The 25,096-nt window shown below is 71.6% G+C and carries 23 protein-coding genes; 10 read left to right on the forward strand and 13 right to left on the reverse strand.

From position 1 onward, the window contains the following. Positions 1-34: 34 nt before the first annotated feature. The 3 genes from ABZ880_RS45210 to ABZ880_RS45220 all read right to left on the reverse strand — a co-directional run bounded on the left by ABZ880_RS45210 (position 35) and on the right by ABZ880_RS45220 (position 3,575). Positions 35-1,084, reverse strand: coding sequence for an endonuclease/exonuclease/phosphatase family protein (locus ABZ880_RS45210; RefSeq protein ID WP_361276465.1), 1,050 nt, complete (start codon positions 1,082-1,084; stop codon positions 35-37). 196 nt (positions 1,085-1,280) lie between these two features. Continuing rightward, positions 1,281-1,922, reverse strand: coding sequence for a TetR/AcrR family transcriptional regulator (locus ABZ880_RS45215; RefSeq protein ID WP_361276468.1), 642 nt, complete (start codon positions 1,920-1,922; stop codon positions 1,281-1,283). Between the two features lie 63 nt (positions 1,923-1,985). Then, positions 1,986-3,575 carry an MFS transporter gene (locus tag ABZ880_RS45220; RefSeq protein ID WP_361276472.1) on the reverse strand — a complete coding sequence of 530 codons (1,590 nt, stop codon included), beginning with the start codon at positions 3,573-3,575 and terminating at the stop codon, positions 1,986-1,988. A 198-nt stretch (positions 3,576-3,773) separates the two neighbouring features. On the opposite strand from ABZ880_RS45220, the gene panB reads away from it, so the two are divergent. The 3 genes from panB (at position 3,774) to ABZ880_RS45235 (ending at position 6,636) form a co-directional block, all read left to right on the forward strand. Further along, the gene (gene panB / locus ABZ880_RS45225) at positions 3,774-4,649 is read left to right on the forward strand and encodes a 3-methyl-2-oxobutanoate hydroxymethyltransferase (RefSeq protein WP_361276475.1); all 876 of its coding nucleotides are present in this window, start codon (positions 3,774-3,776) and stop codon (positions 4,647-4,649) included. A gap of 149 nt (positions 4,650-4,798) precedes the next feature. Beyond that, positions 4,799-5,824 carry an ATP-binding cassette domain-containing protein gene (locus ABZ880_RS45230; protein WP_361276478.1) on the forward strand — a complete coding sequence of 342 codons (1,026 nt, stop codon included), beginning with the start codon at positions 4,799-4,801 and terminating at the stop codon, positions 5,822-5,824. Continuing rightward, complete coding sequence (locus ABZ880_RS45235; RefSeq protein ID WP_361276481.1) at positions 5,821-6,636, forward strand: ABC transporter permease; 816 nt, start codon at positions 5,821-5,823, stop codon at positions 6,634-6,636. The genes ABZ880_RS45230 and ABZ880_RS45235 overlap by 4 nt, the downstream gene beginning before the upstream one ends. A 20-nt stretch (positions 6,637-6,656) precedes the next feature. On the opposite strand, the gene ABZ880_RS45240 is transcribed toward ABZ880_RS45235, so the two are convergent. Together ABZ880_RS45240 and ABZ880_RS45245 are read right to left on the reverse strand one after the other, a co-directional pair. Further along, the gene (locus tag ABZ880_RS45240; RefSeq protein WP_361276484.1) at positions 6,657-10,142 is read right to left on the reverse strand and encodes a BTAD domain-containing putative transcriptional regulator; all 3,486 of its coding nucleotides are present in this window, start codon (positions 10,140-10,142) and stop codon (positions 6,657-6,659) included. Positions 10,143-10,368: 226 nt separating this feature from the next. Beyond that, a complete protein-coding gene (locus ABZ880_RS45245; protein ID WP_361276486.1) occupies positions 10,369-10,947 on the reverse strand; it encodes a DUF6578 domain-containing protein in 579 nt (192 codons plus the stop codon). Between the two features lie 107 nt (positions 10,948-11,054). On the opposite strand from ABZ880_RS45245, the gene ABZ880_RS45250 reads away from it, so the two are divergent. Continuing rightward, positions 11,055-11,855, forward strand: a complete 801-nt coding sequence (locus ABZ880_RS45250) for a site-2 protease family protein (protein ID WP_361276488.1) — start codon at positions 11,055-11,057, stop codon at positions 11,853-11,855. Here ABZ880_RS45250 and ABZ880_RS45255 read toward each other — a convergent pair. The 3 genes from ABZ880_RS45255 to ABZ880_RS45265 are packed head-to-tail and all read right to left on the reverse strand — an operon-like array spanning position 11,845 to position 13,925. Further along, entirely contained in the window at positions 11,845-12,093 is a 249-nt protein-coding gene (locus ABZ880_RS45255) for a hypothetical protein (RefSeq protein WP_361276491.1), read from the reverse strand. The genes ABZ880_RS45250 and ABZ880_RS45255 overlap by 11 nt on opposite strands. Before the next feature lie 4 nt (positions 12,094-12,097). Continuing rightward, on the reverse strand, positions 12,098-12,814 hold the full coding sequence (gene npdG / locus ABZ880_RS45260; protein ID WP_361276494.1) for an NADPH-dependent F420 reductase: 717 nt from the start codon (positions 12,812-12,814) through the stop codon (positions 12,098-12,100). A 37-nt stretch (positions 12,815-12,851) separates the two neighbouring features. Next, complete coding sequence (locus tag ABZ880_RS45265; protein ID WP_361276496.1) at positions 12,852-13,925, reverse strand: sialidase family protein; 1,074 nt, start codon at positions 13,923-13,925, stop codon at positions 12,852-12,854. 79 nt (positions 13,926-14,004) lie between these two features. Between ABZ880_RS45265 and ABZ880_RS45270 the strand changes: the two genes are divergently transcribed. Both ABZ880_RS45270 and ABZ880_RS45275 read left to right on the forward strand, forming a co-directional pair. Then, positions 14,005-14,607: a hypothetical protein gene (locus tag ABZ880_RS45270; protein WP_361276499.1), complete on the forward strand. Its 603-nt coding sequence runs from the start codon at positions 14,005-14,007 to the stop codon at positions 14,605-14,607. Positions 14,608-14,672: 65 nt separating this feature from the next. Next, positions 14,673-15,998 carry an MFS transporter gene (locus tag ABZ880_RS45275; RefSeq protein ID WP_361276502.1) on the forward strand — a complete coding sequence of 442 codons (1,326 nt, stop codon included), beginning with the start codon at positions 14,673-14,675 and terminating at the stop codon, positions 15,996-15,998. Position 15,999: 1 nt separating this feature from the next. On the opposite strand, the gene ABZ880_RS45280 is transcribed toward ABZ880_RS45275, so the two are convergent. Continuing rightward, positions 16,000-16,233: a hypothetical protein gene (locus ABZ880_RS45280; protein ID WP_361276505.1), complete on the reverse strand. Its 234-nt coding sequence runs from the start codon at positions 16,231-16,233 to the stop codon at positions 16,000-16,002. 58 nt (positions 16,234-16,291) lie between these two features. Between ABZ880_RS45280 and map the strand changes: the two genes are divergently transcribed. Both map and ABZ880_RS45290 read left to right on the forward strand, forming a co-directional pair. Further along, positions 16,292-17,149 carry a type I methionyl aminopeptidase gene (gene map / locus ABZ880_RS45285; protein ID WP_361276508.1) on the forward strand — a complete coding sequence of 286 codons (858 nt, stop codon included), beginning with the start codon at positions 16,292-16,294 and terminating at the stop codon, positions 17,147-17,149. A gap of 155 nt (positions 17,150-17,304) precedes the next feature. Continuing rightward, positions 17,305-17,952, forward strand: coding sequence for a biliverdin-producing heme oxygenase (locus tag ABZ880_RS45290; RefSeq protein ID WP_361276511.1), 648 nt, complete (start codon positions 17,305-17,307; stop codon positions 17,950-17,952). An 18-nt stretch (positions 17,953-17,970) separates the two neighbouring features. Here the strand turns inward: ABZ880_RS45290 and ABZ880_RS45295 are convergent, their stop codons facing one another. The 4 genes from ABZ880_RS45295 to ABZ880_RS45310 form a co-directional block, all read right to left on the reverse strand. Next, positions 17,971-18,627 (reverse strand): PhzF family phenazine biosynthesis protein, encoded by a 657-nt coding sequence (locus tag ABZ880_RS45295; RefSeq protein WP_361276514.1) that lies wholly within the window; start codon positions 18,625-18,627, stop codon positions 17,971-17,973. Further along, complete coding sequence (locus ABZ880_RS45300; protein WP_361276517.1) at positions 18,620-19,507, reverse strand: hypothetical protein; 888 nt, start codon at positions 19,505-19,507, stop codon at positions 18,620-18,622. The genes ABZ880_RS45295 and ABZ880_RS45300 overlap by 8 nt, the downstream gene beginning before the upstream one ends. A gap of 351 nt (positions 19,508-19,858) precedes the next feature. Beyond that, entirely contained in the window at positions 19,859-21,304 is a 1,446-nt protein-coding gene (locus ABZ880_RS45305) for an HtaA domain-containing protein (protein ID WP_361276520.1), read from the reverse strand. Between the two features lie 60 nt (positions 21,305-21,364). Further along, the gene (locus ABZ880_RS45310) at positions 21,365-22,765 is read right to left on the reverse strand and encodes an HtaA domain-containing protein (protein ID WP_361276523.1); all 1,401 of its coding nucleotides are present in this window, start codon (positions 22,763-22,765) and stop codon (positions 21,365-21,367) included. 102 nt (positions 22,766-22,867) lie between these two features. Here ABZ880_RS45310 and ABZ880_RS45315 point away from each other — a divergent pair, with 102 nt between their 5' ends. Together ABZ880_RS45315 and ABZ880_RS45320 are read left to right on the forward strand one after the other, a co-directional pair. Next, positions 22,868-23,881: an ABC transporter substrate-binding protein gene (locus ABZ880_RS45315; protein WP_361276526.1), complete on the forward strand. Its 1,014-nt coding sequence runs from the start codon at positions 22,868-22,870 to the stop codon at positions 23,879-23,881. Next, complete coding sequence (locus ABZ880_RS45320) at positions 23,878-24,960, forward strand: iron ABC transporter permease (RefSeq protein ID WP_361276528.1); 1,083 nt, start codon at positions 23,878-23,880, stop codon at positions 24,958-24,960. The genes ABZ880_RS45315 and ABZ880_RS45320 overlap by 4 nt, the downstream gene beginning before the upstream one ends. The last annotated feature ends 136 nt before the right edge of the window (positions 24,961-25,096 follow it).

Consider the following 25,096-nt stretch of genomic DNA (forward strand, 5'->3'; position numbering starts at 1 on the left):
GAACAAAGCCTCTCAGGCCCACTATTCCTGGGGGTTACGAGCTGGTGTCGAGGTTCACACGGGCCGCGATCGGCAGGTGGTCGCTGCCGGTCCGGGGCAGTGTCCACGAGCTCACCGGCTCGACGCCCTGGACCATGATCTGGTCGATGCGCGCCATCGGGAACGAGGCCGGCCAGCTGAACCCGAAGCCGCTGCCCGCCGCGCCCTGCGTGGAGCGCATCTGGGCGGTGACGGCGTTGAGCGAGCGGTCGTTCATGGTGCCGTTCAGGTCGCCGAGCAGGATCTTCCTGGGCAGCGTCTCGTCGGCGATGGCCTCACCGAGCGCGTTGGCGCTCTTGTCGCGCTGCCGGGCGGTGAACCCGGCCTCCAGCTTCACCCGTACCGAGGGCATGTGGGCGACGTAGACCGCGATCTGCCCCTCGGGCGTGGTCACGGTGGCGCGCATGGCGCGGGTCCAGCCCAGCTTGATGTCGACGGCCCTCACGCCGGTCATCGGGTACTTGCTCCACAGCCCGACGGTGCCCTGCACCGAGTGGTACTTGTACGTCGACGCCAGCGCCTTCTCGTAGACCGGCACCGCCGACGCGGTCAGCTCCTCCAGGGCCAGCACGTCCGCTCCGGAGGCGGCCACGTCGCGGGCGGTGGCGGACGGGTCGGGGTTGTCGGCGTTGACGTTGTGCGTGGCGACGGTCAGGTCGCCGCCGCTGCCGGTCTTGTCGGTGAGCAGGCCGCCGAAGAGGTTCAGCCATACGGCGACCGGGAGGATCAGGGCGATGAGCGCCGTCGCCGACCTGCGCACCAGCGCGAGCAGCAGCAGGAGCGGGATCAGCAGCCCCAGCCAGGGCAGGAAGGTCTCGGTGAGGCTGCCCAGGTTGCCGATGCGGTTCGGGATCCGCGAGTGCAGCAGCATGACCAGGGCGAGGATCACCGCGAGGGCGGCGAGGACGATGCCGCGGCGCCAGATTCTCGGGTCACCGCGCCATCCGGCGACCAGGCGGTTCATCAGGCGCCGGAACCGGGCTCCCCGGCGCTCGGGCCCCGAGCCTCCGTTGTCCGTCTCCGTCATGTACGCCTGCTGCGCCATACCGCGTCGCCTCACTGCCTGCCGTGCACACCGTTCGTCCCCCGTGTCCTGAGACTCTTAAGACCCTAGGGGATGATCGGTTCCGATCCTGCCGTCGCATGACGGCCGTACGGGCACGAGGACGAACAAGTCGGTCGCGCGAGTTCCGTCCCCGCGTGCCGAAAGCGCCCTCTGTGACGAAACCCGCACATGCACGCTACGTGGTCGGCGAGCTGACGGGCCGTAGTCCTTCGAGGAGGGTGTCCACGATCCGTTCCGACAGTCCCTCGGAGAGGTCGGACTCCACGTCGGCCTGGGGGCGCATGACGGTGCGCAGCAGCATCGGGCCGACGACCAGGTCGTTGACCAGCTCGATGTCGACGTCCTCGCGCAGTTCGCCGTTCTGCTGCCCGCGGCGCAGGATCTCGATCTGCATGGTGCGCCGCGGCCGGACGACGGAGGCGTGGTAGGCCGCCCAGATCTTGGGGCTGCTCTTCATCTGGGCGAACACGTTGTGCAGGAGCACCGAGGTGCGCGTCATGACGCCGCGCTGGCGCAGCTGTTCCAGGACGGCCACGAGGTCGTCGCGCATGGAGGTGCCGGGGAGTTGGGGGTCCGGGGGCTCGGCGGCGCGTACGACGTCGACGAAGAGCTCCTCCTTGCCGCTCCAGCGGCGGTAGATGGTGGCCTTGCCGACGCCGGCGGTGCGGGCGATGCGCTCGATGGAGAGTTCGGCGAGCGGGACGCCGTCCTCCAGGAGCTTCATCACGCCCTCGATGACGGCGCGTTCGACCGCCTCGCTGCGGGGGCGCCCCCGCGCGGGCACCCCGGAAGCGGCTGGGCTGTCGGCGAGGCTCACTTCTGCGTCCCTTCCTCGTACTTCAGCGATTCTCCCCGGTGCCACCGGGCACCGCGGAAGGCGTTATTCCGTCGCGGTCACCAACTCCTGCTTCTCCTCGCCCTCCTGACGGGCCGGCGGCTTGCCCGGCAGGAACACGGCCACGACCACCGCACCGACGACCGCCACGGCCGAGCCCCACAGCGCGGTGATGTGCATCGCGTGCAGGAAGGCGTCGTTGGCCGGATCGACCAGTCCCCTGCCCTGCGGGCCGAGCTTCGCGGCGACGCCGAGCGTGGCCTCGATGGACTCGCCCGCGGTGTCGCGCAGGCCGGCGGGCAGCGCGCCGAGCTTGCCCTCGACGCCGTTGCGGTAGGCGGTGGACAGCACGGAGCCGAGGACCGCGATGCCCAGGGCGCCGCCGACCTGGCGGAAGGTGTTGCTGAGCGCGGAGGCGGAGCCGGCCTTCTCGCGGGGCAGGGACTGCATGATGACGACGCTGGTCGGCGTCATGATGTGCGCCATGCCGGTGCCCATGAGGAAGAAGATGACCTCGAGGAGCCAGATCGGGGTGTCCGCCTGGAAGGTGGCGAACGCGGCCAGCGTCGCGGCGATGACGACCATGCCGGCCGTGGTCGTGGCCCGGTTGCCGAAGCGGTCGACGACCAGCCGGGCACGCGGCGCGAAGATCATCTGGGCGGCGGCCAGCGGCAGCATCAGCAGACCGGACTGCAGCGGGGAGTATCCGCGCACGCTCTGGGTGTAGAAGACGGAGAAGAAGGTCACGCCCATGAGCGCGAAGAAGACCAGCGCGATGGCGGCCATGGCGGCCGAGAAGACCTTGTTGCGGAAGTAGGTGACGTCCAGGGACGGGTGGTCGCTGCGCTTCTCGAAGACGACGAACGCGGCGAGGACGACGAGTCCGGCAAGGATCGTCGACAGCACCTTGGCGTCCGTGAAGTCGGCGAGCTCGCCGCCCTTGATGATGCCGTAGACCAGCAGGACCAGGCCCACGACGGACAGGACGACGCCGACGGGGTCGAGGCGGCCGGGCCGCGGGTCGCGGGAGTCGGGGACCAGCCACAGCATCAGCGCGAGGGCGAGGAGCACGATCGGCACGTTGATGAGGAAGACGGAACCCCACCAGAAGTGGTCGAGGAGCACACCGCCGGTGATCGGGCCGATGGCGATGGCGAGGCCGACGCCGCCGGCCCAGATGCCGATGGCCTTAGGCTGTTCCTCGCGCTCGAAGACGTTCATGAGGACCGCGAGGGTCGCGGGCATGACGAAGGCGGCGCCGAGGGCCATGAGCGCACGGAAGGCGATGAGCTCGGTCGGCGAGCCGGACTCGGCCGCGAGCGCGGAGCCGATGCCGAACACGACGAGACCGCCGAGCAGCACCTTCTTGCGCCCCACGCGGTCGCCGATGAGACCCGCGGTGAACAGCAGTCCCGCGAAGACGAGGGTGTAGGCGTTGATCGCCCACTCCAGCTCGCTCTGCGTGGCGCCCAGGCCGGTCGGCTTCGGGGTCGAGATCGTCTTGATGGCGACGTTCAGGATCGAGTTGTCGAGCACCACGATCAGCAGGCTCAGCATCAGGACGCCGAGGATCGCCCAGCGGCGCCGGTGCACGGCTTCGGGCACCCGGGTGGCAGCGACGGATGGAGTGGTCATGCGGACCAGGCTAGGCAATTCCGATACGAGACGGTGCCGTATCGTAAATGTTTTTACCCAGCCCTTACGTCCGCCCTCGACACGTGCCTCCTCGACGTGACGGAGGTCCCCTTGGCTCCCCTGGCACGAAGTGCCACCATGGGGGGTGATCCGGGGACACCGTCAGGGTGCCTCGAGATGACTGAAGGAGCCGGTGCAATGACGCAGCTTTCGGCTGCCCAGACTGCTGGGAACAGGCCCTCCGACGGCAGCAAGGCGCTGTACGGGGGCAAGGGCACACGCCGCATCACCGTCCGCGACATCGCTCTCGCCAAGGAACGCGGCGAGAAGTGGCCCATGCTCACCGCCTACGACGCGATGACCGCGTCCGTCTTCGACGAGGCCGGCATCCCGGTGATCCTCGTCGGCGACTCGGCGGGCAACTGCCACCTCGGGTACGAGACGACCGTGCCCGTCACCATGGACGAGATGACCATGCTGTCGGCCGCGGTGGTGCGCGGCACGCAGCGCTCCCTGATCGTCGGCGACCTCCCCTTCGGCTCCTACCAGGAGGGCCCGGTGCAGGCGCTGCGCTCGGCGACCCGGCTGGTCAAGGACGCCGGCGTGGGCGCGGTCAAGCTGGAGGGCGGCGAGCGCTCGCACGAGCAGATCCGGCTGCTGGTGGAGTCCGGCATCCCGGTCATGGCCCACATCGGGCTCACCCCGCAGTCCGTCAACGCCATGGGCTACCGCGTCCAGGGGCGTGGCGAGGAGGCGGCCCAGCAGCTGCTGCGGGACGCGAAGGCCGTGCAGGACGCGGGCGCGTTCGCGGTGGTGCTGGAGCTGGTGCCGGCGGAGCTGGCGGCCGAGGTGACGCGGGTGCTGCACATTCCGACCGTGGGCATCGGCGCCGGTCCGGAGACGGACGCGCAGGTGCTGGTGTGGACCGACATGCTGGGCCTGACCGGCGGCCGCGTACCGAAGTTCGTCAAGAAGTACGCCAACCTGCGTGAGGTCATGGGCAACGCGGTCAAGGAGTTCGCGGAGGACGTCGTCGGCGGTACGTTCCCGTCGGAGGAGAACTCCGTCCACTAGAGCCATCGCGGCACAGAGGCAGCCCGCCGATCTTCCCCCGTCGGCGGGCTGCTGTTTTGACCGGCGGTTTCCTGGGATGTCGGCAGGCTGTAGGCGGCTGTCGGTGCTCTGTCGGTCGTTTGTCGGTGAGGGCTGACACCGTTCTCGGCATGACGCGAATCGACAAGAACCCCAGCGGCGGCAACACCGCCGTCACCGTGCGGGGGCTGGTCAAGCACTACGGCGAGACCAAGGCGCTGGACGGCGTCGACCTGGACGTGCGCGAGGGCACCGTGATGGGTGTGCTCGGGCCGAACGGCGCCGGCAAGACCACCCTCGTGCGCATCCTGTCCACCCTGCTCGCCCCCGACTCGGGCCAGGCCACCGTCGCCGGCTACGACGTCCTGCGCCAGCCCCGGCAGCTGCGCCGGGTGATAGGCCTCACCGGGCAGTACGCCTCCGTGGACGAGAAGCTCCCCGGCTGGGAGAACCTCTACATGATCGGGCGGCTGCTCGACCTGCCCCGCAAGGAGGCACGCGCGCGCGCCGACGAGCTGCTGGAGCGCTTCTCCCTCACCGAAGCCGCCAGGCGGCCGGCGAGCACCTACTCCGGCGGTATGCGGCGGCGGCTCGACCTGGCCGCCTCGATGATCGGACGGCCCGAGGTGCTCTTCCTCGACGAGCCGACCACCGGGCTCGACCCGCGCACCCGCAACGAGGTGTGGGCCGAGGTCAAGCGGATGGTCGGCGAGGGCGTCACCGTGCTGCTCACCACCCAGTACATGGAGGAGGCCGAGCAGCTCGCCTCCGAACTGACCGTCGTCGACCGCGGCCACGTCATCGCGGGCGGCGCCATCGACGCGCTGAAGGCCAAGGTGGGCGGCCGGGCGCTGCGGGTGAAGCCCGCCGATCCGCTGCAGCTGCGCCCGCTCGCTGCCGCCCTCGACGAGCTCGGCATCACCGGGCTCGCCACCACCACCGTCGACGCCGAGCGCGGCGACGTGCTCGTCCCGATCCTCAGCGACGAACAGCTCACCGCGGTCACCGGCGCCGTCGTCGCGCACGGCATCACGATCGCCTCGATCACCACCGAACTGCCCAGCCTGGACGAGGTGTTCCTGTCCCTCACCGGCCACCGCGCCAGTGCCCCGCAGGACGCCGTGCCCACCGACACCCTCGAGGAGGTCGCCGCATGAGCGCCGCCACCGCCACCGTGAACACCGCCGACGCCCACATCCCGCTGCGCGGCCATCTCCGCCACACCGGCGCGCTGATCCGCCGCAACCTGCTGTGGATCCGGCAGGACCCGGAGTCGATGTTCGACGCCGTGCTGTTCCCGGTGATCTTCACGCTGCTGTTCGTGTACGTCTTCGGCGGCTCCATCGGGCAGTCGCTGGGCGGCGGGCAGCAGGCATACGTGCAGTACGTCATCCCCGGGCTGCTGGCCATGATGGGGATGAACATGGCCCAGGGCGTGGGCACCGGGTTCAACACGGACTTCAACTCCGGGGTCATGGACCGCTTCCGGTCCCTGCCGATCGGACGCGGCTCGGTGCTGATCGCCAAGATCGTGGTCGAGCTGATGCGGATGCTCGTCGCGTGCGTGATCCTCATGGTGGTGGCCGTGCTGGTGGGCTTCGACATCACCCACTGGCCGGGGCTGTTCGCGGCCGTGGGCCTGGCCACCCTGTTCGGCTCGGCGCTGATGTGGGTGTTCCTCACCCTCGGCGTGACGATGAAGAGCGCGCAGTCGGTGCAGGCGATGGGCTTCCTGGTGCTGATGCCGCTGCAGTTCGGCTCGTCCATCTTCGCCCCGACCGACTCGATGCCGGGCTGGCTGCAGAACTTCACCGACTACAACCCGCTGTCCTCGCTCGCCGACGCGGCGCGCGGACTGATGGTGGGCGGTCCGATCGCCCACGGGCTGTGGGTGACGCTGGCCTGGTCCGTGGGGCTCACGGCGGTGATGGCGCCGGTCGCGATCCACAAGTTCCGTACCAAGAGCTGAAGTTCACGGTCGGTTCCGCGTCAGACCAGGGCGGTGGCCTCCTCCGGGGAGAGGCCACCGCCCTCCGCGTACGCCGCCTCGTAGGCCTCGTCGCCGAGCACGGCGCGCGTGTGCCGCTCGGCCCGGTCGTACGCCTCGCGCTCCATGGACGTCGCCGTATGGCGCGGCGGGAGCGCCGCCTTGGCGGCCGCGAGGCACCGGGCGCCGTCCCCGGCCCGGCGGCCACCGTCGGTCTCGGCGAGATCGATCGCGGCGATGGCCAGGTACAGGGGGCGCATGTGCGGGGCCATGGCCTCGGCGAGCGGGTCGGCGGAGCGCTGCAGGGCCTGCCGGACCTTCTCCAGGGAGAGCGCGTAGTCGCCGGCGATCGCCTCCACCCAGGCCTCGGCGCCGAGAATGAACGCGTCGAAGATCACGAAGTAGGCGATCTTGAACTCCTCGCGCAGCAGCCGCAGTTGCTCGCGCGCCTCGTCGGTCCGACCGGTCAGGGCGAGGCAGCCCGCGAGGAACATCCGGGCGGCGGGCATGGCTTCGTTGTGCGCACCGAGCGGCGTCTCGACCACCTCGCGCAGGATCCGCTCGCCCCGCTCACCCTCGCCCGCCTCGATCAGCACACTGCCGAGCCGGGCACCCAGCACCGCCACCTGGGCGCGGGCGCCGAGCCGTTCGGCGCGTTCGATGGCCGCCTCGTAGTCGGTGGCGGCCAGTGCGTACTCACCGACCCGTTCGCGGGCTTCGCCGCGCGCCGACAGCGCCTCGGCGGTGCCCCACAGGTCGTCGATGCGCCGGTAGATGTCCAGCGACTCGTCGGCGTCGCGCCGCGCGTCGCCCGCCCAGTCGCTGCGGTTGGCCAGGAGGTTGGCGCGCATCTGGAGGGTGGCGGCGAGCTCCCACTCCATGCCGGGCGTGGCCCGGCAGGTGGCGACGGAGGCATCGAGGATCTGGGGCAGCCGCTGCACGCTGCCGGTGAGCATCACGGCGTAGAACCAGAGCATGCCGGGGGTACGGCAGGTCTGCGGGAGGCCGGGTTCGTAGACCTCGGTGATCAGGCGCAGTTTCTCCTTCGCCTGCGGGGACTCCCAGGCCTCCAACTCGGTGTCCATGCAGGCGAGATGGGCGAGATGGACGCCGCGGCGGGCCTCGGCGAGGAGTTCGCCGGTCAGCGGGGGCGGGACGTCGGTGCAGCGCTGCCAGACCGGGGCGGCGCGCCGCACGGGGGCGGCGAAGGGGTCCGGGCCGAGGGCCATGACCTCGACGCACCAGTTGCGGGCCTCGATACGGATGTCGCGCATCTGCCAGTACCAGGCGAGCGACAGGATGAGACACAGACCCTCCTGCTCGTCCCGCTCGCTGACGGCGTGGCGCAGGGCGGTGCGCAGGTTCTCGTACTCGCGCTCCAGCACTTCGATGGCGGCGAGTTGCTCGGGGCCGCGGAGCAACGGGTCGGTGGTGCGGGCGAGTTCGCGGTAGTACGTCAGGTGGGCGCGCTGTGTCTCGGCCCGTCGCCCGGTCTGCGCCAGCCGCTCGCCGGCGTACTCGGCGACGGTCTCCAGCAGCCGGTAGCGCATGCCGCCGTCACCCGAAGGGGCGGCCACGACAAGGGACTTGTCGACCAGCGAGCCCAGCGCCTCCAGGGCGAGGGGGCCGCAGACGGCCTCGGCGGCGGCGAGGTCGCAGCCGCCGGCGAAGACGGACAGGCGCCGCAGGACGTCCCGCTCCTCCTCGTCCAGCAGGTCCCAGGACCAGTCGACGACCGCGCGCAGGGTCTGCTGGCGGGGCAGGACGGTACGGCTGCCGGAGGTCAGCAGGCGGAAGCGGTCGTCGAGCCGGTCGGCGATCTGGCGGGGCGTCAGCATCCTCAGCCGGGCGGCGGCGAGCTCGATGGCCAGGGGCAGTCCGTCGAGCCGCCGGCAGATCTCGGCGCAGGCGTCGGGGTCGTCCTCGACCCTGAACCCGGGACGGGCGGCGGCCCCGCGATCGGTGAGCAGCCGCAGTGCGACCGGCTCGGGCAGCGGCTCCACGGGCCGCAGCAACTCCCCCGGTACGCCGAGGGGTTCACGACTGGTGGCCAGCACGGTCAGCTCGGGACACCGCTCCAGCAGCTCCTCCACCAGCCGCGCGGCGGCATCGACGACGTGCTCGCAGTTGTCGAGGACGATCAGCATCCGCCGCCGGCCGCAGTGCTCGGCCAGCCGCTCGACGGGATCGTCGTGCCGGTCGGCCCCGGCCGCCCGCATGGCCTCCGCGCCGGCGCCGTACATCACGGTCTCGCGGGCGCCGACGGCGGTCAGCACGGCCTCCGGTACGGCGTCCGGGTGGTCGACGGGCGCGAGTTCGGCCAGCCACACCCCGTCCCGCGCCGCGTCCCGCACGGTCTCGGCGGCCTCCTGCGACAGCCGCGTCTTGCCGGCCCCGCCGGGCCCGAGCAACGTGACCAGCCGGGCCGCCGCGAGGTCCCCGCGGATGGCCTCGATGTCGGACTCCCGGCCGACGAAGGAGGTGAGGCGGGCGCGGAGGTTGCCGGGGGCTTGCGCGCCGTCCGCCCCGGAGACGGTCGCGGTGTGCGGGTGGGCGCCGGGGGCGGGCTCCGCGCCCGACGGATCGGCGCCGGCCGCGCCGTTCGATCCGCCCGGACGCTCGGCGAGGTGCTGCGCGCCATCCGGCCCGCCGCCCTGCACCGTGCGCCACCCGCGGCCCTCCACGGGCGCGCCGTGCCCGCCCCCGTTGCCGCCCGTCGGCGCACCGGCCGCGGCCCCGCCGTCGTGCCCACCCCGGTCCTCCGGTCGGAGCAACTCCCCGTACAGGGACCGCAGTTCGGGCCCCGGGTCCGCACCCAGCCGGTCCGCGAGCAGTTGTCGTACGTCCTCGAAGGCGGCCAGTGCCTCCGCCGTGCGGCCCGCGTCGCGCAGGGCACGCAGGCGCAGGGTCTGCAGCGGCTCGTCGAGGGGGTGGGTGTCGCACAGGGCGGTCAGTTCCGGGAGGGACTGCTCGGCGTGGCCCAGGGCAAGGGCGGCACTGTGGCGGGCGCGCAGCGCGTCGAGGCGGCGGGTCTCCCAGCGGGCGGCCTCGCCGGTGCGGTCGGGGAGGTCGGCGAGGGCCGGGCCGCGCCACAGGGCGAGCGCGTCGTCGAGGACCACGGCCGCCTTGGCGGGGTCGCCGTCGGCCAGCGCGCGCGTGCCCTCGCCGGTCAGCCGCTCGAAACGGTGCAGGTCGACGTCGTCGAGGGCGGCGGTGAGGCGGTAGCCGCCGTCGACGGAGGCGACCGCGTCCGCGCCCAGCGCCCTGCGCAGCCGGCCGATCAGCGCCTGCAGGGCGCCCGGGGCGTCGGCGGGCGGGTCGCCGTGCCACACCTCGTCGACCAGGAGGCCGGCGGGCACGGTACGGCCGGTCCGCAGCGCGAGCACGGTGAGCAGGGCACGCAGTCGCGCCCCGCCGACCGGAACGGGGGTGCCGTCGGGGCGGAGCGCCTGGGTGGTGCCGAGGATGCGATAGCGCACGGGGTCCATTGTCTCCGGTCGGATCGGGGCCGGTCACGGGGTTCGGGTCAGCGGGGTGGCGCGGGCGGGGAGGGGGTGCGGCGGGGGCGGGAGAAGGGGGCTGCTGCGGAGGGACGAGCAGAGGGCCCCGGCGAGTTGGGCAGCGCCGGAGCGGCACGGGCGTGGCCGAGCCCCGGTGCGGCGGGTTCAGGGGGCCGACAGCAGGAGGGAACCGGCAGAAGTCGGCGGGCACTGCTCAGTCGGCCGCCGGCGTCCTCGGGGCCTTCGCCCGGTCCCCCCACACATCCAGCGTCACCAGCACCCCCGCCTCCACGGCCCGGCGTCCCATCCTGTCGGACCCACCGTCGCCGAACCACTCGGGGCACTCCTGCACCGACCGCAGCCGCCGCGCCCCACCTCCGCGCACCGGCTCCCACGACCGTGACCCCGGTGTCGTCTCGGCGTACTGCTGGGTCACCGCCCGCACCGCCCGTACCCGGCCGCGCGCCTCGGGCCACTCGCCCCCGTGCGTCTCCACCGCGAGGAGGCCGACCAGGCGGATCCCGTCGTCCGGTCCGACGTCGGCGCCCGACTCGCCGCCCAGCGCCACCGTGAGTCCGCTCTCGTCCCTGAGGACCCGCACCGATGCGTCCGCGTCGCCCGGCAGATCCCCCACCGGTCCCACGATCTTGGAGAGTTCCTCGTACCAGCCGCCGCCGAGCACCTCGTCCGCGTCCGTGAACAGCAGCTGCCGGCTCACCTCGTCCCCCACCTTGAACGGCGTACCGCAGCACTCCATCTGCCAGCCCCCGTAGAACACCTGCCAAAGCCCCATGTCCCCTACCTTCCACGGAACCAGGGACCGGCCGCGAGACGTTTTCCCCGTACGCCCGGTACCGTCGGGCCGTCCCACCGCGCGCACGTACCAGTCCAGGGAGTCCCATGACCACCGCCACCACCAGCCGCAGCGAACGGCGGATCAGCCCCGTCTTCGTCGGGATCCTGGCCGTCACCGCGGTCACGGGCTGGGCCACCTGGACCGGGTTCGCCGAACAGCCCGGCGTGGCCGTGTTCCTGTTCGTGACGGCGGCCTGGATCGTGTCCCTGTGCCTGCACGAGTACGCACACGCGCGGACCGCCCTGCACAGCGGCGACATCAGCGTCGGCTCGAAGGGCTATCTCACCCTCAACCCGCTGAAGTACACGCACGCGCTGCTGAGCATCGTGCTCCCGGTGCTCTTCGTGATCATGGGCGGGATCGGTCTGCCCGGCGGTGCGGTGTTCATCGAGCGCGGGCGGATCCGGGGCCGCTGGCGGCACAGTCTGATCTCGGCGGCGGGCCCGCTGACGAATGTCCTGTTCGCAGCGGTGTGCACGGCTCCGTTCTGGCTGCACGCGCTGGACGGTGTGCCGCGGGACTTCCAGTTCGCGCTGGCCTTCCTCGCCCTGCTCCAGGTCACGGCCGCCATCCTGAACTTCCTGCCGGTGCCCGGCCTGGACGGCTACGGCGTCATCGAGCCCTGGCTGTCGTACAAGATCAAGCGCCAGGTGGAGCCCTTCGCGCCGTTCGGCCTGCTGTTCGTGTTCGCGCTGCTGTGGGTGCCGTCGATCAACAGCGCGTTCTTCGACGTGATCGACTCGATCCTGCGGAGTCTGGGGATCGGCGACTTCTCCACGTACTGCGGTCAGGAGCTCTACCGCTTCTGGCAGGGCACGAACGAGTTCTGCTCGGTCAGCCCGTGACGGAGTCCCGCTGCCGGGCGGCCCGGCCCCGCTTGAGGTAGTACCAGCACATGTTGCTGGACAGCCCCGCCAGCAGCACCCACACGATCCCCAGCCAGCTGCCCTGCGCGAAGGAGACCACGGCCGCGGCCACGGCGAGCAGGCAGACGATCAGGGCATAGAGACCAAGGCGGGGCATTTCTGTCGACTCCTGTCGGGGGACACTGCGGGACTGCTTGTGCCGACCAGTGTCCCCCATGCGCTCAGACGTCGGTGACGCGGAGCCCGGCGTGCGCCTTGTACCGGCGGTTCACCGAGATCAGGTTGGCGACCAGGGATTCGACCTGGTGGGCGTTGCGCAGCCGGCCGGCGAAGATGCCGCGCATGCCGGGGATGCGTCCGGCGAGCGCCTGCACCATCTCGACGTCGGCCCGCTCCTCGCCCAGCACCATCACATCGGTGTCGATCTCGTCGATCTCGGGGTCCTGCAGCAGCACCGCCGACAGGTGGTGGAAGGCGGCGGTGACCCGCGAGTCGGGAAGCAGGGCGGCGGCCTGCTCGGCGGCGCTGCCCTCCTCCGGCTTGATCGCGTACGCGCCCTTCTTGTCGAAGCCGAGCGGGTTGACGCAGTCGACGACGAGCTTGCCGGTCAGCTCCTCGCGCAGGGACTCGATGGTCTTGCCGTGCCCGTCCCAGGGCACGGCCACGATCACGATGTCGCTGCGGCGCGCGCACTCGGCGTTGTCGGCGCCCTCGACGCCGTGCCCGAGCTCGTCCGCGGCGGCCTGCGCACGCTCCGCCGCACGCGAGCCGATGATCACCTTCTGGCCGGCCTTGGCCAGCCGGTAGGCGAGGCCCTTGCCCTGCGGCCCGGTCCCGCCGAGGACGCCGACGACGAGCCCGGAGACGTCGGGCAGGTCCCAGGGGTCCTTGGCGGGGGCCTTCGCGGGGGTCTGTGCAGCACTGTCGGTAGAGGTCATGGGCCGACTTTACGTCCGCCCCGGCGACCCCAGACGGTCAGGTGAGCCGCGTCACGGGCACCCGCCGGAAGACGATGCGCTCGTACGCCCCGAAGTCCCCGGTCTCGTAGAGGAGTCCGACCGTCGAGGCGTCGATCCGCACCAGGTCGGAGTAGGCGGCGGGCAGGCCGTCGACCGTGTGGACCGGGCGCCAGGTCCTGCCGCTGTCGGTGGAGGCGCGGATGGTCATCAGGGCGCGGGCGGAGGCGTAGGCGGGGCCGGAGAAGAGCAGCACGTCCGGGTCGCGGAGCTGGAGGAGGCTGCCCTCGCAGACGGGGCCGTCGAGGCCGGCCTGCGGGCGGAAGGGGGTGTGCAGGGTCTTTCCGCCGTCCTCGGAGTGGGCGTCGGCGCGGTTGCCGGGGGACGTGGAGTCGTTGCGGGTGTTGAAGTAGACGTGGCCGTCGGGGAGTTCGGCGGCGGTGGTCTCGTTGGCGTTGATGTAGCCGTCGGGGTTCTCGTCGACGTAGCCGATGGACCAGGTCGCGCCGCGGTCGTCGCTGAGCAGGCAGTGGCCGCTGTTGTACTGGGCCTCGGTGCCGATGTCGGTGCCGGTGGGCGCGGGTGAGTGGTTGGCGGGGACGACGATCCGGCCGGTGCTCAGCTGGATCGCGTGGCCGGGCGTGGTGGCGTACCAGCGCCAGCCCGCCTTCTTCACCGACTTGGTGATCTCGGCCGGGTCCGACCAGGTGGCCCCGTCGTCGTCGCTGTGCTGCACCCACACGCGGCGCCCGTCGGCGTCCTTGACCTTGCCCTGCCGGATCGCGGCCTCCGAGGCGGAGGCGGCGTTGCGGACGTGGACCAGGAGGATGCGGCCGGTGTCGAGGACGACGGGCGCGGGGTTGCCGGCGAGGTGGGTGCCGTTGTTCGCGGCGACCTGGAGCGGGCCCCAGGTGTGGCCGCCGTCGGTGGAGCGCTTGAGCACGATGTCGATGTGCCCGTGGTCGCTCGCCGACTTGACCCGTCCTTCGCAGAAGGCGAGGAGGGTGCCCTTGGCGGTGACGACCACCGCCGGGATGCGGTAACTGGCGTATCCCTCACGGCCGGCACGGAAGGGAACGGTTGCTTCTGTCATCCGCGCACTGTCCCCAGGTCGGGCGAATTCGTGGTGAACGCCGGGTCACGGGTGCCCGATTGGTGCAGGATGCGGGCGCATGGACGCCGTACGTGTCGCGTTGCTGCGTGAAGTGCTCGCCGGGACCGAGTGGTTGGGGGCCACCCGGCGGTTCGCCGGGGCGCTGCGCGGGTCGGTGGTGGCGCACGGCGGCGGGCTGCTGCTGGTGGGCACGCCGGACTACGAGCCGTGGCATCTGGCGGCCCATCTGGTGGACGAGGCCGCGTGGTCGGGGACGCCGGAGCTGGCGCCGACTCTTGTACGGCACGAGGCGCGCGCGTCGGATCCGGCGCATCTGGCGGTCGGGCTGGGGCGGTTGGCCGCCGCCCGGCGGGGCGAGACGCTGGTGGTGGTGTCGCCGGGTGGGCCGGACGTGCCGCTGCTGGAGCGGGTGCACGACGCGCGGCGGGCCGGGGCGAGGGTGCTGGCGCTGGGCCCCGGCGAGGGCGAGCTCGTCTCCATGGCGCACGAGTCGCTGACCGTGCCGGAGGGTTCCGAGCTGGACCTGGACACGGTGCAGCACCTGGTCAGCGCGGCGGCCGGGGAGAACGCGCTGCCGGAGCCGAGGGGCCGGCGCCGGCTGCGGGACCGCCTGTCGCGGCTGGCGGACCAGCTGACGGCGCCGCCGCCGGCCCGCTGGTGACCTTCCGGCCGGCCCGCGGAAAAGCGGTTGCCCACGGCAGCCACCCCGGCCGACCATGACCTTTCGTGACCGATGACGCCCCCGCAGACGCCGCCCCCTCCCGCCTGCGCGCCCTCCTCCCGGGTCTGGCGCCCTGGCGGGCCTCCGCCGACTTCCGGCGGCTGTGGGTGTCGGGGACGATCTCCAACTTCGGGAGCTTTCTGACGTTCGTCGCGCTGCCGGTGCAGCTGAAGGAACTCACCGGGTCCGCGGCGGCGGTCGGCGCGATCGGGGCCGTGGAACTGCTGCCGCTGGTGGTGTTCGGGCTGTACGGCGGTGCGCTGGCCGACGCCCTGGACAAGCGCAAGCTGATCGTGTGGACGGAGGCGGGACAAGGCCTGCTGTCCGCCGTACTGCTGCTCAACGCCCTGCTGCCGAGCCCGGCCGTCTGGCCGCTGTACGTCGTCGCGGCCCTGTCCTCCGCGCTGGTCTCCGTCCAGCGCCCGGCCCTCGACTCCCTCTTCCCGCGCATCGTGGCCCACGAGCACCTGCCGGCCGCGGCCTCCCTCAACTCCCTGCGCTGGACGGTCGGCGGTGTGGCGGGCCCGGCGGTGGCGGGCGTGGTCGTGGCGTACGCGGGGCTCGGCTGGGCGTACGGCGCGGACCTGCTGACCTTCGTCGTCTCGGTCGTCCTGGTCGTCCGCATCGCCGCGTCCCCCGCCGCGCACGAGGCCGCGAAGCCGTCCCTCAGGGCGATCGCGGAGGGCGCCCGGTACGCCTGGGACCGCAAGGAACTCCTCGGCACCTACGCCGTGGACCTCGCGGCGATGTTCCTGGCGATGCCGCTCGCCGTACTCCCCTTCCTCGCCGACGAGTTGGACGCGAACTGGTCCCTGGGCCTGATGTACGCGGCCGTCCCCTTCGGCTCCCTGCTGATCAGCCTGACCAGCGGCTGGACCTCACGGGTGCACCGGCACGGGCGGATGGTCGTCGTGTCGGCGGCCCTGTGGGGCCTGGCGATCGCGGCGGCCGGCGTCGTCGCAAACGTATGGCTGGTGCTGCTGTTCCTGACCGTGGCCGGCGGCTGCGACATGGTCAGCGGGATCTTCCGCGGGGCCATGTGGAACCAGACGATCCCGGACGAGCTGCGCGGCCGGCTCGCCGGGATCGAGCTGCTGTCGTACTCGGTGGGCCCGACCGTGGGCCAGGTCCGCTCGGGCGGTTTCGCCGCATGGTGGGGCGTACGGGCGTCGGTCTGGTCCGGCGGCCTGCTGTGCGCGGGCGCGGTGGGCCTCCTCGCCCTCTGCCTGCCGAGGCTGATGACGTACGACGTCCGCACCAACGAGCACGCGGTGCGGCTGCGCGACCGACGAACGGCAGCGACAGCCGCACCGGCCCAGGCTCAGGCCTGACTCAGTCGTCGTCGGTGCCGCTGCCGGCCGGGGTGTCGTGCCACTTCGGGTCGTTCTCCCACTCGAGGTTGCGCTCGCGGGCCGTCGCCATCGCGTGCTCGGCCTCCTGCCGGGAGGCGTACGGCCCGAAGCGGTCCTTGGCGGGGCACTCCGGACCCTCCTCGACCTTCTTGTGCTCCAGGCAGTAGTACCACTCGCCCGGCTTGCCGACCGTGCGCTTCTTGAACAGGGCCATGACCAGCTCCTCTCGCCTACGACATGTTCCCCCACCCCGGCTCGTTAGACTCGCTGGCATGTCTGGCCAGTCGCTGCTCGTACCAGGGGAGCTGTCCCCCACCCGTTCCGTGCCCGGAAACATCCGCCGTCCCGAGTACGTCGGCAAGCCCGCGCCGAAGCCGTACACCGGACCGGAGGTGCAGACGCCCGAGACGATCGAGGCGATGCGTGTCGCCGGCCGGATCGCCGCGCGGGCGATGGCGGAGGCCGCGAAGCTGATCGCGCCCGGGGTCACCACCGACGAACTGGACAAGGTGGCGCACGAGTACATGTGCGACCACGGCGCCTACCCGTCCACGCTCGGCTACCGCGGCTTTCCCAAGTCCCTGTGCACCTCGCTCAACGAGGTGATCTGCCACGGCATTCCGGACTCCACGGTGCTGCGCGACGGCGACATCATCAACCTCGACGTGACGGCGTACATCGGCGGAGTGCACGGCGACAACAACGCGACGTACCTGGTCGGAGAGGTCGACGAGGAGAGCCGTCTGCTGGTGGAACGCACCCGTGAATCCCTCACCCGCGCGATCAAGGCGGTCAGGCCGGGCCGCCAGATCAACATCATCGGCCGGGTCATCGAGTCGTACGCCAAGCGCTTCGGCTACGGCGTGGTCCGCGACTTCACGGGTCACGGCATCAACTCGTCCTTCCACTCGGGCCTGATCATCCCGCACTACGACAGTCCGCACGCGACGACGGTCATGCAGCCCGGGATGACGTTCACGATCGAGCCGATGCTGACGCTCGGGACGTACGAGTACGACATGTGGGACGACGGCTGGACGGTCGTCACCAAGGACCGGAGGCGGACGGCCCAGTTCGAGCACACGCTGGTGGTGACGGAGACGGGGGCGGAGATTCTCACGCTGCCCTAGCGATCCACCTCGCCGTATCGATCTTCGAGACCCGCCCTCCTGCCGGGGCGGGTCTTTTCTTGTACGCTTTTACCGACAGAGTGTCGGCAACTTTACCGACGAAGGGTCGGGAAGGCTGTTGACTTAGGTAAGCCTTACCTTAGAGGATAGGCCGCATGGAGCCCTTCTCTTCAGTCATCCGCACCGCTTCCCACGAGCAGCATATGGAGGCGGAGACCTCGACGTTCATGAGCGACCTGCTGGGCGGGCGGCTGGGCGTGCAGGCGTACGCGCGCTACACCGAGCAGCTGTGGTTCGTCTACGAGGCGCTGGAGGCCGGGGCCGAGCGGCTGGCGTCCGACCCGGTGACCGGGCCCTTCATCCGCCCGGAGCTGTTCCGGCTGGCGGCGCTGGAGCGGGACCTGGCGCATCTGCGGGGCGCCGGCTGGCGGGCCGGACTGTCCGCGCTCCCGGAGACGAAGGCGTACGCGGCCCGGGTGCGGGAGTGCGCCGAGCAGTGGCCCGGCGGCTACATCGCCCACCACTACACGCGCTACCTCGGCGACCTCTCCGGTGGCCAGATCATCCGCGGCAAGGCGGAGAAGACGTGGGGCTTCGAGCGCAAGGGCGACGGAGTCCGCTTCTACGTCTTCGAGGGGATCACCAACCCGGCCGCGTTCAAGAGGGGCTACCGCGAACTCCTCGACGACGTCCGCGCGGACGACCTGGAGAAGCAGCGCATCGTGACGGAGTGCAAGCGTGCCTTCGCACTCAACTCGGCGGTGTTCCGCGCACTGGGCGAGGAGTTCCCGCTGAGCGCATGACGTGCCGGTACCTGGTGATCAGCGCTCCGGCTGGCGCTCCAGATAGACACGGCCACCGATCTCGACCCAGCCGTACGGCTGCGGAGCGGTGAGGATCTGGGAGCCCGCGCCCTGTGTGATGTTGAGCGCCCGGCCGAGCTGTTCCGTGAGCAGCAGGGCGGCCGCGCCGGTCGCCTCGTCCTCGTCGATGCCGTCGTCGCGGCCGGGGAAGCCGCGGGCGCGGACACGGCCGGCGGGCTCGTCCTCCCAGGCCCAGGCGTAGATCCACTCGCCCTTCGGCGGCACGGGCAGGTCGTCGACCTCGGCGGCCGTGGCGTACTGGCGCAAGGTACGCGGCGGCGCCCACTCCGCGCGCGCCTCGATCCAGCTGAACTCCCCGTCCTGACGGGCACCGACGACGCCGGCGGGCGTCACCAGCTCCTCCACGTCGAGCAGCCAGGCCGCGCCGACGCAGGGGTAGCCGGCGAAGGGCAGGCGCACGGAGGGGGTGTAGATGTCGATGACGCCGCGCTCGGGGTCGTCGACGAACACGGTCTCACTGAAGCCGAGCTTCGCGGCGAAGGCCTGGCGCTCCGCCCGGTCGAACATCACCGAGCCCTCGCGGACGACGCCGAGTTCGTTGCCGTAGCCGCCGTTGGGGGCGCAGAAGACGCGGAGCACGTCGTAGTCAGTCACGGGGGCATTCAAACATCGCTCGGGCTGCCAGGTCGTCCCAGGTGGCGGGGCCGCCGGGGAGGGGCCAGGAGTCGGTGTGCGCCTCCTCGTAGGCCAGCCACGACATGACATCGGCGTATCCCTGTTCCAGGGCGGCGCGTTGGCGTTCGAGGTCGGCGTGCGCGGGACGTGCCGCCAGCCGAGCCATGCGCTGCTCGTGCGACTCGGTGATCTCGCCGGCGGTCTCCCGCCACCTCTCGTCGTCCTGCACACGAACAAGCACGACACAGGGCGGAACGGAGCCCTCCGCGAGCGCGGCCACCGCCCGGTCGTGACCGTCGAGGAGAAGCCAGCCGTCCAGGAAGGACACCCACCACAGCAGTACGGGCGCGAGCGTGCCCTCACGCGCATGCTTGCGGTACGCCTTCACACGCGGGGCATCGGGCGCCGAGAGCGGACGCAGGGGAAGGACACCGTGCCAGCCACCACCACAGAGCAGTTCGAGCCGACCGTCCGGCCACCCGCGCACAAAGTCCTCGGTCCAGATCCCCGGCGCGAAAACGCTCCGCTCGGTGAGCTGCCAGCGTCCGTCGTGCAGCGGACCGCCCCCGCTCTCCTCCAGCCACCGTGCATACCGGTGCGGCCAGTTGCCGCAGGCGCGATCCACATCGGAGCGAAGGGGCGGCAGCGGCGAGCAATAGCCGTCCAAACGCCGCGCATGCAGGTCCCGGCAACAGCCGTCACCGTCCAGCCGGCCCAGCATCAACGGCCGTTTCCCCTGCCGCAGCAGCCGCCGCCCGCCATCCGCCGTCTCGAAGCGCAACGGCGGCGGACCGCCCCGCCCCGACACGGCCAGCACCAGCCCGCTCCCTGGCAGCGCTTCCCTGGTCGCCCTCTTCACGGGCACCAGTCTCCGGGACGGAGGACCGCCCCGGAAACGGATTACTGCGCCGCCGCGGGAGCGCTCCGCTGAGAGTGCCACTCCAGGCCGCCGGGCGCCTGCGGGCCCGTAGTGGCTGGTCGCGCAGTTCCCCGCGCCCCTTGGGTGGCTGCAGTCGCCCACGGCGGGAAGGGGACGTGCCGGGGGGTGTCCGCCCGCAGCGGCGGGCGTCCGCCACCGAGCACAGCCTCACAGGACGGCAACCGCCCGACCGAGGACGGACACCCCCCGGCGCGGCCCCGACCCCCAACGCACCGGCAGGCGCTAGGCGCACCCCCACCGAAGCCGCACAGGCGCCGCAGGCATCCCGCCTCAGCGCGACTCCGCCGCACGCCGCCGGCGCACTGCGAACACGACTCCGGCCCCCGCCGCCACAGTGACCCCGGCCGCCGTGCCCAGCGCCGTCACCGGCGTCTCCGAGCCGGTCGAAGCCAGAGCGCCCGAGACGCCGCCTGTCGTGGAGCCGGTGGCACCCGTGGAGTCACCCGCCGTCCCCGACTCGCCGTCACCGGACGGGAGTTGGGCGTCTTCGGTCACCGCCACCGACAGGTCCGCGGGGTCGAGTTCGGCACCCGCCTGGTAGTAGCCGCTGAAGGCCTTCGCGCCGGCCTCGGTCAACGTCGCGGTGACGCCGTCCGCGGTGATGACGCCGTCCGTCGCGGTCAGGTCGGACGACTTCGCCTTCAATTCGGCCAGGACCACGTCCTCCGACTTCTCACCGAGGCTCGTGACGTCCGCGGTCAGTGCGCCGGAGCCGCCGTCGAGCGTCGCCTTAAGGTCGGCGAGGGTGAGGTCGAGGCCGTAACTGCCGTTCTCCTCGTGGCCCTTGAAGTTCACGGCGCCCTCGAATGAGGCCGAGAGGGTGTCGGCGTCGGTGTCGTACGTCCCCGTCGCACCGGTGAAGGTGAAGGGCCCGTTGCCGGACGCCTGGGTCGCACCGTCCGACACCGTGATCTTCCCGTTGGCGACCCCGCCCACGACATACGTACGGAAGGACTCCTTCACCCCCCAGCCGAGCCGCCCGTCGACGATGTCACCGTTCGTCACGGCGTCGCTCCCGGAGGCGGAAGGCGCCGGGCTCGCACTGTCGGACGGCGAGGACGACGCAGACGGGGACGCACTGTCCGACGGCGACGGCGACGCACTCGGCGTCGGGGACGCAGACGTCGACGCGGACGGGCTCGGCGACGGAGAGGATGCCGTCTTCTGGACCACCGTCAGCGGGTCACCCGCCGCCCCCTCATAACTCGCGCTGCCGAAGACATCCGCGGCCTCCTTCGTCAACGTGGTCGCCATGTCCGTCATCGCACGCGTGACGGTGACATCGGCGAGCGGCACGTCGTCCGTCGTCGCCCCGTTCCTCGTCACGTCGGCCGTGATCTCGGCGTCCGCACTGTCGAACTTCACGTCGGACAGGGCGAGTTCGAACCCGTGCAGCTTGGACTCGATCTTCAGACTGCCCTTGAACGCAAGGTCCACGGTGTGCGCGGTGGAGTCATAGGAGCCGGCACCCTCCACGAAGGTGAAGACCCCGTTGCCCGCGGCCTGCACCGCACCGTCCGCAGGCGTGAAGCTCCCCTCCGCCATCCCGGTGACATACGTGCGGTACGACTGCTTGATCCCCCACGTCAACTCGTACCCGAAGAGCGGTACTTCGGCCGCCGAGGCGGTGGTGGCGGCCAGCGCGGTCGCGCCAAGAGCCGCGGACGTGGCCACCGCGGCGGCGAGAGCGATCGTACGGCGTCGTCTGACGGGCATGGAATCTCCTTGGTCAGGTCAGTCAGGAAGCCCGCCAACTGGCGAGCACAGTAGGGGCGTTCAGTCCTCGTCCGGAGCGGACGGCTCGACAGCGAGACGGGTACGCCGGGCGCGCACGACCACGTAGGCCGCCGCCACCAGCACCAGGGAGCCGGCCGCGAGCCCGACGGGCAGGACCGGGAAGCCCTCCCCGCCGTTCGTACCGCTGGCGACGGGCTGCGCGGACGCCCGTTTCGGCGTCGCGCTCGCCGCGGGTGTACTGCCCAGGTCGGGGAGGGCGGGAAGTACGGCGTCCTCGCTGAGGGCGACGGCAAGGGACACCGGATCCATCTCCGTGCCCGCCCGGTACATCCCGCCGAAGGCCTTCGCCCCGTCGGCGGTGAGCTTCGCGGCCGCCTCGCTCACCGTCGCAAGCCCGCCCCTCGCCTTCAGCCCCTTCGCCGCGAAGGTGACCAGCGAGACCTTCTTGCCGCTGAAGTCAGGGCTCACCACATCGGCGTACAGCGTGCCCGTCCCGTCCTCAACAGCGACCCGCACAGCGCTCAGCTTCAGATCGAGACCGTGCGCCCCGACGAAACGAACCGCGCCCTCGAAGGAGGCATCGAGTTCGCCACCCCTGTACGTCCCTTCTCCGCCGGGAAAGCGGAAGAGGGCGCCACCGTCCTCGGCCCCCGAGGTCAGGCTCCACTCGCCCTTGGCGATGTCCCCGGTGACGTACTCCCGAAAGGTGCGGCGCACCCCCCAGTCCACGACGCCGTCGGCGAGTCGCCCGCCCGAAGTCCCCTCCCCCTCGGCCGGCTTGGAGACCGTGGGCGAACGAGACGGCTTCGGAGACGCCTTCGCCGCCGGTACGTCCGCCTCGAGGCTCACCGGATCCAACGCCGTCCCGGATGTGTAGTACCCGGCGAAGGACTTGGCGCCCTGAGCGGTGAGGGTGGCGGGCAGGTTGTTGAGGACGACCGCGCTGCCGCCGCCCTTCATGTCGATGCCGCCGAGGGAGAGGGAGGCGAAGGGCACCTGAGTGGACGTCGTGACCGTCCCGGTGCCCTTCGCCTTGCTGGTGACGTCCAGGTAGAGCGTCCCCGTGGCCCCGGAGATGCGCACGGTCGGCCGGCTGAGGGTGAGGTCGAGTTGGTATGCCCCGCCCTCGGTCCGGTGGCCGACGAAGTGGACGCCGCCGGAGTAGCGGGCACGGAAGGCACCCGTGCCGCCGTCGTAGGTCCCGGCCGCCGAGTGGAAGCGGAAGGTGCTGGCACCGACCGTGGCGGCACCCCCGGTCAGGGAGTAACTCCCTTTCGCGATGGGCCCGGTGACATAGCTCTGGAACGAGGACTTGATGCCCCAGTCGAGCCGCCCGCCCTGGACCGTGCGGCTCGCGGCTTGTGCGGGGCCGGCCGGGAGCAGGGCTCCCAGGACCGCGGTGCACAACACGGTGACCAGGGCACGAAGGCGCGCGGGCATGAAGGGTCCTCCGGAGACGACAGCCGGTAGCGAATGAAGGTAAGGCTAACCTAAGCTCCATTCGACGGATGCGTACAGAGGATCGAGAGAAACGGGTGGTCCGTGCCACGCTTGCGCACACAACTGGGGCGAGCACTGGTGTCCGTGCTCGCCCTGACCCTGACCGCGACCGGATGCGCAGGCTCCAGCCAGGCCACGGCGTCCGCTTCCCCGAAGGCCACCGCGACCAACCGCGTGGAGCCGCTGACCGACACCCCGGAGCCCCGGCTCCCCGTCACCGTCACCTCCTCCGACGGCAGGAAGGTCACCGTCCGCGGAGCGCACCGCATCGTCCCCCTCTCGGGCAGCCTCAGCGAGATCGTGTTCACGCTCAGGCTCGGTGACCGGGTCGTCGCCCGCGACATCACCGCCACCTTCCAGCAGGCTGCGAAGCTCCCCGTCGTCACCCGGGGCCATGACGTCTCCGCGGAGAGCGTGCTCTCCCTGAAGCCCGACCTCGTGCTCGCCGAGACCACCACCGGACCGGAAGAGGCCATGGACCAGATCCGCGCGGCGGGCGTCCCGGTCCTGGTCGTCGACCCGGCGCAGGGCCTGAGCGACGTGGGACCGCGCATCCAGACGGTCGCGCACGCCCTCGGCGTACCGGCGGCAGGAAGGCAACTCACACAGCGCTCCGAAGCCCGAATAGCCGCCGCACGCAAGGCAGTTCCGCACAGCTCCGCGAAACCGCGCGTGGCGTTCCTCTACCTCCGCGGCTCCGCCTCCGTCTACCTCATCGGCGGCAGGGGCTCGGGCGCGACCTCGCTCATCGAGGCGGCGGGGGCGGTGGACGCCGGGGCCGCCTCGGGCCTGAAGAAGGACTTCACGGCCATCACCAGCGAGGCCCTGGTGAAGGCGGCGCCCGACGCGATCCTCGTCATGACCAAGGGGCTCGAGTCGGTCGGCGGCGTCGACGGCCTGGTGAAGATCCCCGGCGTCGCGCAGACCCCGGCCGGCCTGGACCGGCGGGTCGTCTCGGTCGAGGACGGGGTGCTGCTCAACTACGGGCCACGGACGGACCAGGTGCTGAAGTCGGTGGTGGAGCAGCTGTACGGCACGGGGAGCGGCGCCGAATGACCGTACTGGAGAAGGCGGTTGAGGAGACACCGCCCGCGGTCACCAAGCGACGGCACACCACCGCCCGGCTGCTGAGCGCCGGCCTGGTGGCGGCCCTGCTCACCATGATCCCGGTGGCGGCCTCGCTCGGCGCCTACCCCGTCCCGGTCGCCGACGTCCTGGCCTCCGCGCTGCACCATCTGGGCCTCGGCGGAAGGCAGTTGGACCGGGTCGCCGAGTCGGTTCTGTGGAACGTGCGTTTCCCGCGGGTCGTGCTCGCGCTGCTCGTGGGAGCCTCGCTCGGCTGTGCGGGCGCGTTGATGCAGGGCGTGTTCGGCAATCCGCTCGCCGAGCCGGGGGTCATCGGCGTCTCCTCGGGGGCGGCGGTGGGGGCGGTCGCGGCGATCGCGTTCGGGCTGAACTTCCTCGGCACGTGGACGGTTTCGGCCTTCGCGTTCGCCTCCGGCCTCGCCACGGTCCTGCTCGTCTACGCCATGTCGCGCTCCGGCGGCCGTACGGAGGTGGTGACGCTGATCCTGACCGGGATCGCGGTGAACGCCTTCGCGGGGGCGCTGATCGGCCTGTTCCTGTTCTTCGCGGACACGGCGGCGGTCAACCAGATCACCTTCTGGCAGCTCGGGTCCCTGTCGCAGGCGACCTGGCCGAAGGTGCTGGCGGTCCTGCCGTGCGCGGCGGCCGGCCTCGGCCTCGCGCCGCTGCACGCCCGCCGCCTGGACCTGCTGTCGCTGGGCGAACGGCCCGCGCGGCACCTGGGCGTGGAGGTGGAGCGCCTCAGGATCGCCCTGATCCTGGTGATCGCCCTCCTGACGGCGGCGGCGGTGAGCGTCTCCGGCACGATCGGCTTCGTGGGCCTGGTCGTACCGCACCTGCTGCGGATGGCCGCGGGCCCGGGCCACCGCTTCCTGATCCCGGCCAGCGCGCTGCTGGGTGCGCTGGTGCTCCTGGCGGCAGACCTGACGGCGCGCACGGTGGCGGCCCCCGCGGAACTCCCCCTGGGTGTCCTGACGGCACTGCTGGGCAGCCCGTTCTTCTTCTGGCTGTTGCGCAGGACGCGGCGCTCGCAAGGCGGTTGGGCCTAGGGGGGCGTCGGTTGTATTTCGTCTGCGGGTGCGTGGGGGCTTGTCGCGCTCACGCGGCGGAGCCGCACATCGACACAGCCCCGCGCCCCTTGGGGCGTTGGTCATCCCGTTCGCTGTCTCAGCCCTCCACCTCAAG

It is taken from the genome of Streptomyces sp. NPDC047043, assembly GCF_040644055.1.
In the GTDB taxonomy this organism is placed as follows: domain Bacteria; phylum Actinomycetota; class Actinomycetes; order Streptomycetales; family Streptomycetaceae; genus Streptomyces.

Coding starts and splice junctions, on each gene's coding strand:
- ABZ880_RS45240 (WP_361276484.1), bottom strand. CDS start 10,142: ATGGACCCCGTGCGCTATCGCATCCTCGGCACCACCCAGGCGCTCCGC.
- ABZ880_RS45280 (WP_361276505.1), bottom strand. CDS start 16,233: ATGGCCCTGTTCAAGAAGCGCACGGTCGGCAAGCCGGGCGAGTGGTAC.
- ABZ880_RS45320 (WP_361276528.1), top strand. CDS start 23,878: ATGACCGTACTGGAGAAGGCGGTTGAGGAGACACCGCCCGCGGTCACC.
- ABZ880_RS45310 (WP_361276523.1), bottom strand. CDS start 22,765: ATGCCCGCGCGCCTTCGTGCCCTGGTCACCGTGTTGTGCACCGCGGTC.
- ABZ880_RS45245 (WP_361276486.1), bottom strand. CDS start 10,947: ATGGGGCTTTGGCAGGTGTTCTACGGGGGCTGGCAGATGGAGTGCTGC.
- ABZ880_RS45270 (WP_361276499.1), top strand. CDS start 14,005: ATGGACGCCGTACGTGTCGCGTTGCTGCGTGAAGTGCTCGCCGGGACC.
- ABZ880_RS45255 (WP_361276491.1), bottom strand. CDS start 12,093: ATGGGGGACACTGGTCGGCACAAGCAGTCCCGCAGTGTCCCCCGACAG.
- ABZ880_RS45290 (WP_361276511.1), top strand. CDS start 17,305: ATGGAGCCCTTCTCTTCAGTCATCCGCACCGCTTCCCACGAGCAGCAT.
- ABZ880_RS45250 (WP_361276488.1), top strand. CDS start 11,055: ATGACCACCGCCACCACCAGCCGCAGCGAACGGCGGATCAGCCCCGTC.
- ABZ880_RS45210 (WP_361276465.1), bottom strand. CDS start 1,084: ATGGCGCAGCAGGCGTACATGACGGAGACGGACAACGGAGGCTCGGGG.
- ABZ880_RS45230 (WP_361276478.1), top strand. CDS start 4,799: ATGACGCGAATCGACAAGAACCCCAGCGGCGGCAACACCGCCGTCACC.
- panB (WP_361276475.1), top strand. CDS start 3,774: ATGACGCAGCTTTCGGCTGCCCAGACTGCTGGGAACAGGCCCTCCGAC.
- ABZ880_RS45220 (WP_361276472.1), bottom strand. CDS start 3,575: ATGACCACTCCATCCGTCGCTGCCACCCGGGTGCCCGAAGCCGTGCAC.
- ABZ880_RS45235 (WP_361276481.1), top strand. CDS start 5,821: ATGAGCGCCGCCACCGCCACCGTGAACACCGCCGACGCCCACATCCCG.
- npdG (WP_361276494.1), bottom strand. CDS start 12,814: ATGACCTCTACCGACAGTGCTGCACAGACCCCCGCGAAGGCCCCCGCC.
- ABZ880_RS45265 (WP_361276496.1), bottom strand. CDS start 13,925: ATGACAGAAGCAACCGTTCCCTTCCGTGCCGGCCGTGAGGGATACGCC.
- map (WP_361276508.1), top strand. CDS start 16,292: ATGTCTGGCCAGTCGCTGCTCGTACCAGGGGAGCTGTCCCCCACCCGT.
- ABZ880_RS45305 (WP_361276520.1), bottom strand. CDS start 21,304: ATGCCCGTCAGACGACGCCGTACGATCGCTCTCGCCGCCGCGGTGGCC.